The following is a 12,275-nucleotide window of genomic DNA, read 5'->3' as shown; positions in this document are numbered from 1 at the left end:
ATGGCAAGCACCACAGCCGTTCATGCGCCCGCGATCCGCCCGGTCCGCGGAGCGAAGCCGGCCTCCGCCCCGCGCCCGCGCCTCACGGTGGTCGCGACCCCGAAGGCTGCCGGCAGCTCGATGCCGTTCACGATGCTCTGCACGCTCATCGTCGCAGCGACCCTCGCAGCGCTGCTCTACCTCAACATCCAGATGTCGGACGCGAGCTACGAGATCAACCGCCTGCAGGGCCAGTCCCAGCGACTCAACGAGGAGAGCCAGGCGCTCGCGGAGACCAATGAACGCCTCGGCACGCCCCAGGAGCTCGAGCGTCAGGCGCGCGAGATCGGCATGGTCCCGGTGTCGGATCCGGCATATATCGACCTCGACACGGGCCAGATCATCGGAGAGACGTCTCCGACGGCGCAGACTGAGGCCAACCCTGAGCTCGCAGCGGTACCCGCAGAGGTCGCCGTGCCGCCGGCTCAGATCTACGACGAGCCCGACGCCTACCACGGCATGGGCAACGAAGGGGCCTGAGGATGACGTCACCGCGCAGGAACGGCAGGAAGAACACCCCCCGCTCCGCAGCGGGCTCCCGTCGTCCCCGATCCGGTGGCACCGCGCGAGCTCGGCTCCCGCAGGCTCGTCTGGGCGAGCCCTCCACCCGGCACCGCCTGCTGGTGTGCCTGATCATGGTCGCGGTGCTCGCCCTGTCCGGTCGCCTGATCTGGGTACAGGGTCTCGATGCGAGCGCACGCGCCGAGGAGGCAGTGCAGCAGCGCACCGTCACCCGCACCATCCCCGCCCTTCGCGGCGAGATCACCGACCGCAACGGGACCGCCCTGGCCAGCTCCGTGCAGCGCTACGACCTGTGGGTCAACCAGATGCAGGTGGACGAGTACCTCGCCACCTCGAAGACCGCGGATGTGACCGGAGTCGACGCCGCCGCCGCAGCGCTCGCCCCGGTGCTGGGATGGACGGTCTCGGAGACCGAGGAGGCGCTCACCGGCGACGCCGGATTCTCATACCTGCAGAAGAACGTCGACCCCGAGGTGCGGGACGCGGCTATGTCCCTGCGAATCCCTGGGATCGGCTCCACCCCGGTGGCTGATCGGATCTACCCGGCCGGATCGGTCGGCGGCAACGTCCTGGGCTTTGTCGGCGATGACGGCACGGCCCTGGCCGGCACCGAGCTCTCCTTCGATGAGGAGCTGCGGGGCACCGACGGCAAGACCACCTACGAGCGCGGCGCCCAGGGGCAGATCATCCCCACCGGGAAGCAGCAGACCACCCCGGCCGTCGACGGCAACGACGTGGTGCTCACCATCGACCGCGACCTGCAGTGGAAGGCGCAGCAGATCGTGGCCGGAGCTGTCCAGCAGTGGGGAGCCACCGGCGGCAGCGCCGTGGTCTACAACGCGAAGACCGGCGAGGTCCTCTCGCTCGCGGAGTACCCCAGCTACGACCCCAACAAGCCGGGAGACGCGGAGGAGCAGGACCGGGGCAACCGCTCCATCTCCAACGTCTTCGAGCCGGGCTCCACCGGCAAGCTGTTCACGATCGCGGCCGCGCTCGAAGAGGGGACCGTCACCCCCGAGACGCAGTACGACATCCCCTATGAGAAGTGGTTCGACGGCCACCGCATCAAGGATTCGCACCACCATCCGGACCAGCAGCTGACCCTCGCGGGCGTGCTCAAGAACAGCTCCAACGTCGGCACCGTGCAGATCTCCGAGACCCTCACCCCCGAGGTCCGTCACGACTACCTCAGGGCCTTCGGGCTGGGGGAGCGGACCGGCGTGGAGCTGCCCGGAGAGTCCGCAGGCCTCGTCCACCCGGCAGCGGAGTGGACCGGCCGCACCCGCTATACGACCGCCTTCGGCCAGGGATACAGCGTCAACGCCCTGCAGATGGTCTCCGCGGTGGGCACCTTCGCCAATGACGGGGTGCGGGTCCAGCCCTCGCTGATCGCTGGGATCCGCGAGGACGATGGCTCCGTACGCCCGCTCGGCGAGCCGGAGAGCACTCGCGTGGTCTCCAGCGAGACCGCGGACACCATGCAGCAGCTGATGGACAACTCGGTCGATGACGAGACCTCCAGCGCGGCGGTGCCCGGCTACGCAGTCGCGGGCAAGACCGGTACCGCGCAGGTCGGGGACAGCACCTATACCGCCTCCTTCATCGGCTTCGCCCCCGCCGATGACCCGGAGATCGTGGTCGGCGTGTTCATCTTCGGCCTGAACACCTTCATCTCCGGCAGTCGGGCCGCCGCACCCGCCTTCTCGGAGCTGACCACCTTCGCCCTGCAGAACCAGGGCATTGCGCCGACCGGCGTCACCGGCCGTGAGCTCGAGAACGAGTGGGGAGAGCAGTGATCGTGCCGGCAGAGCCCGTCCCCGAACCCGCCCGCCCGCGCCACCCTCACGGTGCGAGCGCGGCGGACCTTGCCCGCGCCCTCCACACCCTGGCGCCAGGCCACGATCTGACGCTGCGCGGGGTCACCCTCGACTCGCGCGCTGTGGAAGACGGGGATCTCTGGTGCGCCCTGCCCGGCGCCAACGCGCATGGCGCCGAATTCGCCGACCAGGCCGCCCTCCGGGGAGCTGCGATGGCGCTCACCGATGCCGCCGGGCGGGACCGGTGCGAAGCCGCGGGACTGCCGGCCCTGGTGGTCGAGGACCCCCGCGCGGCCACCGCCACCGCGGCGGCCCTCGTCCAGGGCCGTCCCGCCTCGAAGCTCGCCACCGTCGGTGTGACCGGGACCAATGGCAAGACCTCGATCACCACCGCGATCACCCGCACCCTGCTCGAGCTCGGGGTGCCGGCCGGCGCGATCGGCACCAGCGGCACCAGCTATCGCGATGCCCACCGCACGGATCACGAGATCGCGACCGTGCGCACCACCCCCGAGGCGCCGGAGCTGCACGGTCTCCTGGCCCGCATGGTCGAGGATGAGGTCGCGGTGGTCTCGATGGAGGTCTCCAGCCACGCCCTGGTGCTGCACCGTGCCGACGAGGTGGTCTACGACGTCGCCTGCTTCACCAATCTCACGCAGGACCACCTCGACTTCCACGGCACCATGGAGCACTACTACGAGGCCAAGCGCACCCTGTTCACCCCGGCCCATGCACGCCGCGGGATCATCTGCGTCGACGACGCCTGGGGTCAGCGGCTCGCCCGCGAGTCCGAGATTCCGGTGAGGACCTACACCACCCGGCCGGAGATCGACGCGGACCACCGCGCGCGGGACATCCGCGCGGACGGCTACGGCTCGACATTCGTCGTCGACGGGCCCGGGGGCACGAGGCAGCTGCACGCCGCACTGCCGGGACGCCATTACGTCGCCAACACCCTGGCGGCTGAACTGCTGCTGGCGGCGCTGGGGCACACCGGCCCTGACGTCGTGCGGGCGCTCGGCGAGGCCGGGACGGTTCCCGGCCGGATGGAGTCGGTGACCCAGGGCCCTGTCCGCGGGGTCGTGGACTACTCCCACACCCCTGACGCCCTCGAACAGGCCCTCGACACGCTGCGCGCGGTCCCCGGCACCAGGCGGCTGCTGGTCGTGATGGGGGCCGGTGGCGATCGCGATCGGACCAAGCGACCGGCGATGGGAGAGATCGCTGCACGCCTCGCGGACGTGGTGATCGTCACGGATGACAACCCGCGTACCGAGGACCCGGCCTCGATCCGCCGCGAGGTGCTCCAGGGCATCCCTGATGGCACGAACGCGCAGGTCCACGAGGTAGATGGGCGCGGGGAGGCGATCCTCCTGGCGGCGTCGCTGGCGGACGTGTCCGACACCATCCTCGTCGCCGGCAAGGGAGCCGAGACCGGACAGCAGATCGGCGGTATCGTCCAGCCGTTCGATGATCGCCTCCGACTGCGGGATGCACTGCGAGGTGCACCGACCACGCGCGGAGGCGCCGACGCCGACCACATGGATGAAGGACGCTGAGCATGCTCCAGATCACGGCACGGGACCTCGCCGCATTGACAGACGGCACCCTCGTGGGAGGCGCCACGGGTGATGAGCTGGTCACCGGCACCGCGCAGATCGACTCCCGGGATGTGACGCCCGGTGACCTCTTCGCCGCCTTCCACGGTGAGCACGTCGACGGCCACGACTATCTCGACGCCGCCCAGCGTGCCGGTGCTGCGCTCGCGCTCGTCACCGAGGACCGCGGCCTGCCCGCGGTGCAGGTCCAGGACGTGCGGTCCGCACTCACCGCACTCGCCCGCGTCCAGCTCGAACGAGCCCGCGAGGAGAACCCGGAGCTGGTGGTCCTCGCCGTCACGGGCAGCGCCGGCAAGACCGGGACCAAGGACCTGCTGGGCACGATCCTCTCCGCGCACGGGCCCACCGTGGCACCCGCCGGCAGCTTCAACAACGAGCTCGGGCTGCCCCTGACCGTGCTCCGCGTGACATCCGAGACCCGCTACCTGGTGCTCGAGATGGGTGCCCGCGGGATCGGCCACATCGCCGAGCTCACCGCGATAGCCCGGCCCGACATCGCGCTGGTCCTCAACGTCGGCTCCGCCCACATCGGCGAGTTCGGCAGCATCGACGCGATCGCCCAGGCCAAGGGCGAGCTGATCGAGGCGCTCGTCCCGAGTGGCCGCGCGATCCTCAACGCCGAGGACCGACTGGTCGCCGCCATGGCCCAGCGCTCCGCCGCCCCCGTCGTCAGCTGGGGATTCACCACCGGCGACGTCCGCGGTGCGGACCTCTCCCTGGACCAGCGCGCCCGCGTGCGCTTCGACCTGGTGGTCCCCGAGGGACTCACGACGCTGCGCGGCGAGCCCATCGCCGCCGGCCGGTACGCGGTGCACCCGGATCTGCTCGGCGAGCACCAGGGCGCGAACGTCCTCGCAGCGCTCACCGCCGCACTGTCCGCCGGGGTCGCCCCCGCCACGGCCGCCGAGGCGCTCGAGGGTGCCACCCTCGCCTCCGGTCAGCGGATGCAGGTGCTCGAAGCGGCCGGCGTCCTGATCATCGACGACGCCTACAACGCCAATCCCGACTCCATGCGGCAGGCGCTGAAGACCCTCGCCCACCTCGGCCGCAGCCACCGCACCATCGCCGTGCTCGGCGAGATGCTCGAGCTGGGCGCTGACACCGTGCGGCTGCACGACGAGATCGGCCGGCTCGCCGTGCGCCTGAACATCGGGCAGCTGTACTCGATCGGCGACGGCGCGGCCCCGATCCACCACGGGGCGAGCCTCGAAGGCAGCTTCGGCGGGGAGTCCGAGTACCTCGACACCGTCGACGAGGCGATCGCTGTGCTAGAACGTACGGTGCAGCCGGGCGATGCCGTGCTGCTGAAGTCCTCGCGTGATGCAGGACTGCGGCATATCGCCGCCCCCCTCGTCGAACGCCTCTCCCGGCGCGGCGACCTCGGTGGCCAGACGCAGAACGGAGACGACCAGTGATCGCGATCATCATCTCCGGCGCTATTGCCGGAACCCTCTCGATCCTGGGGACCCCGCTGTTCATCAAGGTGCTCGAGCGGCGCGGCTATGGCCAGTTCATCCGCGACGACGGCCCCACCTCGCATGCCACCAAGCGCGGGACGCCGACCATGGGCGGCGTCGCGATCATCCTCGCGGTTCTCGTGGCCTACTTCCTCACCCACCTGGTGCTCTGGACCCCACCCAGCGTCTCGGTGCTGCTGGTGCTCTTCCTCGCCGTGGGCCTGGGGGTGGTCGGCTTCCTCGACGACTACCTGAAGATCTCCCAGCAGGACAGCACCGGGCTGCGGCCGCGTTACAAGCTCCTCGGGCAGTTCGTGGTCGCGACCGCCTTCGCCGTGCTGGCACTGCTGTTCCCGGACGAGAACGGCGCCACCCCGGCCTCATCCCACATCTCCTTCGTGCGCGACATCCCCTGGCTGGACCTGGCCTTCCTGGGCAGCGTGGTCGGCTTCCTGCTCTTCGCGATCTGGGCGAACTTCCTGGTCGCCGCCTGGTCCAACGGCGTGAACCTCACCGACGGGCTCGACGGTCTGGCCAGCGGCGCCACGATCATCTTCACCGGTGCCTACCTGATCATCAGCTTCTGGCAGTGGCGTCAGGTCTGCAACATCGACCTCGACGCCGGGGGAGTGGTGCACTGCTACGAGGCCCGGGACCCGCTGGACACCGCGGTGCTGTGCGCGGCGATCATCGGCGCCTGCGTCGGCTTCCTGTGGTGGAACACCTCGCCCGCCAAGATCTTCATGGGCGACACCGGCTCGCTCGCCCTCGGCGGCGCGATCGCCGGCCTGACGATCGTCTCCCGCACCGAGGTCCTCGGCGCGATCATCGGCGGGCTGTTCGTGATCATCTCGCTCTCGGTCATCATCCAGGTCACCAGCTTCAAGCTCACCGGGAAGCGGGTGTTCCGGATGGCACCTCTGCAGCACCACTTCGAGCTCAAGGGCTGGAACGAGGTCACCATCGTGGTGCGCTTCTGGATCGTGGCCGGGATCCTCGCCGGCATCGGTCTGGGCATCTTCTACCTGGATGCCCTGCCCAGGCTCACGTCATGACCACCGGCGCCCCCGGCATCCCCGTGCTCGAGCGGTCCTGGCCGGGACTGGACGTCAGCGGACTGCGGATCCTGGTGACCGGCTTCGGGGTCTCCGGATACGCGATCGCGGACCAGACCATGCAGCGCGGCGCCCACGTGCTCGTGGTCGACGGCACCGACACCCCCGAGCTGCGCGAGCGTGCTCAGATCCTCGAGGTGCTCGGGGTGAAGTTCCGCCTGGGCCGGGAGCACACGCTCGAGCTGCCCCAGGACACCGAGATCGACCTGGTGGTCACCTCCCCGGGGTGGCGCCCTGATCAGCCCCTGCTGGCCGCGGCGCAGGCCGCCGGGATTCCGGTGTGGAGCGAGATCGAGCTGGCTCGTCGCATGCAGACGGCCGACGGCCCCGCCTGGCTCGGCATCACCGGCACCAACGGCAAGACCACCACCGTCACCATGCTCGAATCGATCCTGCAGCATGCCGGGCTGCGCGCCGTCGCCTGCGGCAACGTAGGACTGCCGGTGATCGAGGCCGCTCTGGACCCCGAGGGATATGACGTGCTCGCCCTCGAGCTCTCCAGCTTCCAGCTGCACTGGACCGAGCACCTGGACTGCGAGGCCGCAGTGGTGCTGAACGTCAGCGCCGATCACCTCGACTGGCACGGCGGCGCGGACTCCTACGCCGCGGCCAAGGGACGGATCTTCGAGGGCGTGCGCACCGCGTGCGTGTACAACGCCGCAGATCCGACCACCCTCTACCTGGTCGAGGAGGCGGACGTGGTCGACGGGGCACGCGCCGTGGGCCTCACACTCGGGCCGCCCGGGGTCTCCGAGCTGGGCGTGATCGACGGCGTGCTGGTGGACCGGGCCTTCCTCGCCGAACGACGCCACGCCGCCGCGGAGCTCGCCACCCTGGCCGATCTCGCTCACCTGGGCCCGCAGGGCGCCGGGCCCCATCTCGTGCTCGACGCCCTCGCCGCCGCGGCTCTCGCCCGCGCGCACGGCGTCGACCCCCGCGCGGTGCGGGACGGTCTGCGCGCCTATCGGATGGGCAGCCACCGCGCCCAGCACCTCACCACCATCGACGGCATCAGCTTCGTCGACGACACCAAGGCGACCAACCCCGCCGCGGCCGCCGCGTCACTGCGCTCCGCCGAGCGGGTGGTCTGGCTCGCCGGCGGCGACACCAAGGGCGCCGATCTCGACGCGCTGATCGCGGGAGCGCACGACCGCCTGGTCGGCGTGGTGCTCCTGGGCGCCGACGACGCTCCGTTCACCGCCGCCCTGACACGACACGCACCCGAGGTCCCCGTCCGGCGCATCGATCCGGGCGACACTGACGATGTCGCCGGGCGCACCCGGATGATGGACGACGCGGTGCAGGCCGCCCGCGCCCTCGCCTCCGCGGGGGACGTGGTGCTGCTGGCTCCCGCCGCCGCCTCCATCGACCAGTTCCGTGACTACGCGGAGCGGGGGGATCTGTTCGCGGCGGCCGTCGCCCGACTGCCAGGAGAGCGCGCATGACGATGGAGGAGACCCGACGGGAACCCCGCGGGGACGCCCGCCGCTCCGCCGGCGTGGTGCGCCCTGATGAGGAGCACCCGCTGGGGAACATCAGTGGCCGCGTCCGAGACGGCATCGGCAGTTGGCTGAAGTCCCCGGCACTGGACTTCTACGGACTCATCGTGGTCGGAGCGCTGCTGATCAGCGTGGGCCTGGTGATGGTGCTGTCCTCCAGCTCGGTCGGGAACATCTCCCGCGGCGACTCCGGCTTCGCCGGCCTGCTGCGCCAGGGCACCTTCGCCGGGATGGGCCTGGTAGCGCTGGTCACCGCGGCTCTGATGCCGCCCGGGTTCTACCGCAAGGCGGCCTGGATCCTGTTCGGTGTCGGCCTCCTGCTGCAGTGCCTGGTGCACGTCCCGGGCCTCGGCGTCGAGGCGTACGGCAACCGCAACTGGATCCAGATCGGCTCCCAGCGCCTCCAGCCCTCGGAGTTCCTCAAGCTCGCCCTCGCCGTCTGGATCGGTGCGCTGCTGGCGATGAAGCGCCCGCTCCTGCATCGACCCTTCCACCTCATCGTCCCGCTGGCCCCGGGCGTCGCAGCCGCTCTCGGGCTCGTCGTGCTCGGCCATGACCTCGGCACCACGCTGGTGATGTGCATGCTGGTCGCCGGCGCCGTCTGGGTCGCAGGAGTACCGCGCCGCTGGTTCATGGCCGCCGGAGCGGCGGGACTGGTCGGAGTCATCACGCTCACCGTCACCAGCGGGAACCGCATGGCGCGCATCAACAACTGGCTCCACGGCACCTGCCCGGGCGACTCCTGCCTGCAGTCGGAACAGGGCCTGATGGGGCTCGCCGAGGGCGGATGGTGGGGCGTGGGCCTCGGGCAGTCCCGCCAGAAGTGGGGACGCCTGCCCGCCGCCGAGGACGACTACATCTTCGCGATCATCGGCGAGGAGCTCGGGCTGATCGGCACCCTCGGCGTGCTGCTGCTGTTCACGGTCCTCGCCCTGCTGATGTTCCGCATGATCACCCGCCTGGATGACCACTTCATGCAGATCACCGTGGCCGGCATCAGCGCCTGGCTGCTCGGTCAGGCCTTCGTGAACATGATGGTGGTCACCGGGTTGCTGCCCGTGATCGGCGTGCCGCTGCCATTCATCTCCGCCGGTGGCTCCGCTCTGCTCGCTTCGATGACCGCACTGGGCGTGCTGCTCTCCTTCGCCCGGCGAGAGCCCGGCGCCGCAGAGGCGATCGGAGCCCGACTCAGCTCGGTGCGCCGTTCGATCAGCGTGCTGCCGGCGCCGCGTGAGCGCGCTGCATCCGGTGCACCCGCCGCGACCCGCCGCACCCCCCGGGGCGCGAAGAAGGCGACGAAGCGCGCCGCGCAGGCGAAGAGCGCAGCGACGACGAAGCGCGCGACGTCGGCCACGAAGAGCTCGAATGCGACGAAGGGCGCGACCACAGCGAAGGGCGCGACCACGACCAAGGGCGCGCCGGCGGCGAAGCCCGTCAAGCGATCCTCCTCCCGCTCGCGGCGCTCGGGCCGCGGCTCCGCTCCCTCTTCCCGGAAGTCATGATGTCCACCACCACGCCCCGCATTCTGCTGGCCGGGGGCGGCAGCGCCGGGCATGTCTCCCCGCTGCTGGCCACCGCCGCTCAGATCACCCGTCGCTGCCCCGAGGCGGAGGTGATCGTGCTCGGCACCCGGGAGGGGCTCGAGGCCGATCTGGTGCCCGCAGCCGGCTACGAGCTGGTCACGATCGACAAGGTGCCCTTCCCGCGCCGTCCGAACGGGGACGCGCTGCGATTCCCTGGCCGCTTCGGCGCGACCCTGGGCCGCGTCCGCACCCTGCTGCGGGAGCGGGAGATCGACGTGGTGGCTGGGTTCGGCGGCTACGTCTGCCCGCCCGCCTACCTCGCCGCGGCCTCGCTGCGACGCCCCCTGGTGGTCCACGAGGCGAACCGTCGGCCGGGCCTGGCCAACCGGCTCGGTGCCCGCCGCGCCGCCGCCGTGCTCACCGCCTTCGAGGGCTCGAGCCTGCCAGGTGCGCGCCGCATCGGGATGCCGATGCGAGAGGGGATCGCCCACCTAGACCGCGCAGCTCGCCGCGAACAGGCCGTGCGCGGATTCGGGCTGGACCCCGCCCGCCCGGTGCTGCTGGCCACCGGTGGCTCCCTCGGGGCCCTGCGCCTGAACACGGCGGTGGCCGACGCTGCTGCCGCTTTCATCGAGGACGGCGCGCAGATCCTGCACGTCACCGGTCGCGGCAAGGCCGAAGGGCTGCCCGAGCTCGAGGGCTACGAGGTGGTCGAGTACGTCAGCGCGATGGAGGATGCCTACGCCGCCGCGGATCTCGCACTGACCCGCTCCGGTGCCGGGACGGTCTGCGAGCTCACCGCCGTCGGCCTGCCCGCAGTGCTGGTGCCGCTGCCCATCGGCAACGGTGAGCAGGCGCTGAACGGCGAGCAGGTGGTCGCCGCAGGCGGCGCCCTGATGGTCGCCGATGGGGAGCTCGATGCGGCCCACCTCCGCCACCAGGTGCTGCCGCTGCTGCGCGACCGCGACCGGCTGTCCGCGATGGCGGCGGCCTCCCGCGCCTTCGGCATCACCGATGCCGCCGAGGTGATGGCCGACGTGGTGACCGGGGTCGCACGCCGAGCCTGACCCGGGACACCCGGCGAGCGGATTACGGTGACCTCATGACTTCTGGCCTCGAGAACGCTTCCTCCCCGCAGGCGACGCCCCGCACGATCCTGCGTGCCGGGGACGTCATCACCCGGCCGGACTGGCCCACCGATCTCGAGGTGCGCTCGGTGCATGTGGTGCGCATCGGCGGGGCAGGCATGAGCGCCGTCGCCCGTCTTGCCCTCGAGTCCGGGCTCGAGGTCAGCGGCTCCGACTCCCAGGACGGCCAGTTCATCGCTCCGCTGCGGGAGGCCGGGGCCCGCATCGGCATCGGCTTCGACGCCTCCCTGCTCGCTGCGGACCTCGACCTGGTGATCGTCTCCACCGCCGTGCGAGCCGACAACCCCGAGGTGCTGGCCGCCCGCGATCGCGGGATCCCCGTCATCCACCGCGCCGCCGCACTGGCCGGACTGCTCCGCGGGCATGACCTGGTCGCCGTCGCCGGCACCCACGGCAAGACGACCACCACCGGGATGGCCGTGTCCGCCCTGCGCGGTGCGGGAATCGACCCGGCCTGGGCGCTCGGAGCCGCGGTCCCCGATCTGGGACGCAACGCAGGACTCGGCGCGTCCCCGACCACGTCGTCCCCGCGCACCGGCCTCGCCGTCGTCGAGGCAGATGAGTCCGACGGCTCCTTCCTCGCCTTCACCCCGCGTTCCCTGGTGGTCACGAACCTCGAGCCCGACCATCTCGACTTCCACGGCGACGCCGCCACTCTGACCGCGGCCTTCGACGCCCTCACCGCGCAGCTCGCCCCTGGCGGCACGCTCGTGGTGTGCGCCGACGACCCGGGCGCCCGAGCGCTCGGCGCGCGTGCCCGGGCCCGCGGCATCACCGTGGTGCACTACGGCACGGAGACGGACGCCCAGTGGTCGCTGAGGGAGGAGCGCAGCGGCCCCCTCGGTGCCGAGGTCGAGATCGACACCCCCCATGGCCCGCTGACCATCCAGCTGTCGGTGACCGGCCACCACAACGTGCTCAATGCTCTGGGCGCCCTCGCCGCCACCGCAGCGGCCGCCCCGGACTCCTCCGCGGCCGCCCTCGCCGCAGGCCTCGCGACCTTCACCGGCGCCTCACGCCGCTTCGACGTGGCCGGGACCGTCGGGGGAGTGACCGTGGTGGACGACTACGCCCACCATCCCCGGGAGGTCGCCGCGACCATCGCCGCCGCCCGCGGCATCGTCGCCTCGCAGACGGCCCCGGGCCGCGTGCTCGTCGTGTTCCAGCCCCACTTGTTCTCCCGCACCCGCGACTTCGCGATCGACTTCGCCGCCGCACTGTCTGCCGCCGATCACGCCTGGGTGCTGCCCGTCTACGCGGCCCGCGAGGACCCGGACCCCACGGTCGACGCACGGACCCTCACCGACCTCGCCGCCGCGTCCGTGACGCCGGTCGCCGCGGGGACGGAGCTCATCGAACAGGTGGTCGCCGAGGCCCAGCCGGGGGACCTGCTCCTGATGCTCGGTGCCGGCGACATCGTGGAGATGACGCCCCCGCTGATGGCCGCTCTGCGCGAGCTCGAGGACGGCAGCTGATGGCGCGCCGCCCCACCGCCCCGAAGCCACGGCAGGGCGCCCGGCGCGCCGCCCCCGCGCC

General features: G+C 71.4%; 9 protein-coding genes. All 9 read left to right on the top strand.

Annotated features, from left to right (window positions below; all coding sequences use genetic code 11):
• Genes ACTH43_RS03405 through murC form a run of 9 tightly spaced genes read left to right on the top strand, consistent with a single transcriptional unit; the run spans window position 1 to window position 12,214 of the window.
• Window positions 1-519: a hypothetical protein gene (locus ACTH43_RS03405; RefSeq protein WP_441443523.1), complete on the top strand. Its 519-nt coding sequence runs from the start codon at window positions 1-3 to the stop codon at window positions 517-519.
• A 2-nt stretch (window positions 520-521) separates the two neighbouring features.
• Window positions 522-2,357: a peptidoglycan D,D-transpeptidase FtsI family protein gene (locus ACTH43_RS03400; RefSeq protein WP_441443522.1), complete on the top strand. Its 1,836-nt coding sequence runs from the start codon at window positions 522-524 to the stop codon at window positions 2,355-2,357.
• 2 nt (window positions 2,358-2,359) lie between these two features.
• Complete coding sequence (locus ACTH43_RS03395) at window positions 2,360-3,937, top strand: UDP-N-acetylmuramoyl-L-alanyl-D-glutamate--2,6-diaminopimelate ligase (RefSeq protein WP_441443521.1); 1,578 nt, start codon at window positions 2,360-2,362, stop codon at window positions 3,935-3,937.
• 2 nt (window positions 3,938-3,939) lie between these two features.
• Window positions 3,940-5,412, top strand: a complete 1,473-nt coding sequence (locus tag ACTH43_RS03390) for a UDP-N-acetylmuramoyl-tripeptide--D-alanyl-D-alanine ligase (RefSeq protein ID WP_441443520.1) — start codon at window positions 3,940-3,942, stop codon at window positions 5,410-5,412.
• Window positions 5,409-6,509, top strand: coding sequence for a phospho-N-acetylmuramoyl-pentapeptide-transferase (gene mraY / locus ACTH43_RS03385; RefSeq protein WP_441443519.1), 1,101 nt, complete (start codon window positions 5,409-5,411; stop codon window positions 6,507-6,509). Before ACTH43_RS03390 ends, mraY begins: the two co-directional genes overlap by 4 nt.
• Window positions 6,506-8,014, top strand: coding sequence for a UDP-N-acetylmuramoyl-L-alanine--D-glutamate ligase (gene murD, locus ACTH43_RS03380; protein WP_441443518.1), 1,509 nt, complete (start codon window positions 6,506-6,508; stop codon window positions 8,012-8,014). The genes mraY and murD overlap by 4 nt, the downstream gene beginning before the upstream one ends.
• Entirely contained in the window at window positions 8,011-9,570 is a 1,560-nt protein-coding gene (ftsW, locus tag ACTH43_RS03375; protein ID WP_441443517.1) for a putative lipid II flippase FtsW, read from the top strand. The genes murD and ftsW overlap by 4 nt, the downstream gene beginning before the upstream one ends.
• The gene (gene murG / locus ACTH43_RS03370) at window positions 9,570-10,658 is read left to right on the top strand and encodes an undecaprenyldiphospho-muramoylpentapeptide beta-N-acetylglucosaminyltransferase (protein WP_441443618.1); all 1,089 of its coding nucleotides are present in this window, start codon (window positions 9,570-9,572) and stop codon (window positions 10,656-10,658) included. The genes ftsW and murG overlap by 1 nt, the downstream gene beginning before the upstream one ends.
• Before the next feature lie 35 nt (window positions 10,659-10,693).
• Window positions 10,694-12,214 carry a UDP-N-acetylmuramate--L-alanine ligase gene (gene murC / locus ACTH43_RS03365; protein WP_441443516.1) on the top strand — a complete coding sequence of 507 codons (1,521 nt, stop codon included), beginning with the start codon at window positions 10,694-10,696 and terminating at the stop codon, window positions 12,212-12,214.
• Window positions 12,215-12,275: the final 61 nt, after the last annotated feature.

The organism is Brachybacterium sp. (assembly GCF_052095815.1).
Classification (GTDB): domain Bacteria; phylum Actinomycetota; class Actinomycetes; order Actinomycetales; family Dermabacteraceae; genus Brachybacterium.
This window is presented reverse-complemented; position numbering and strand designations above follow the sequence as displayed.

Coding starts and splice junctions, on each gene's coding strand:
- ACTH43_RS03405 (WP_441443523.1), top strand. CDS start 1: ATGGCAAGCACCACAGCCGTTCATGCGCCCGCGATCCGCCCGGTCCGC.
- ACTH43_RS03400 (WP_441443522.1), top strand. CDS start 522: ATGACGTCACCGCGCAGGAACGGCAGGAAGAACACCCCCCGCTCCGCA.
- ACTH43_RS03390 (WP_441443520.1), top strand. CDS start 3,940: ATGCTCCAGATCACGGCACGGGACCTCGCCGCATTGACAGACGGCACC.
- murD (WP_441443518.1), top strand. CDS start 6,506: ATGACCACCGGCGCCCCCGGCATCCCCGTGCTCGAGCGGTCCTGGCCG.
- ftsW (WP_441443517.1), top strand. CDS start 8,011: ATGACGATGGAGGAGACCCGACGGGAACCCCGCGGGGACGCCCGCCGC.
- murG (WP_441443618.1), top strand. CDS start 9,570: ATGTCCACCACCACGCCCCGCATTCTGCTGGCCGGGGGCGGCAGCGCC.
- murC (WP_441443516.1), top strand. CDS start 10,694: ATGACTTCTGGCCTCGAGAACGCTTCCTCCCCGCAGGCGACGCCCCGC.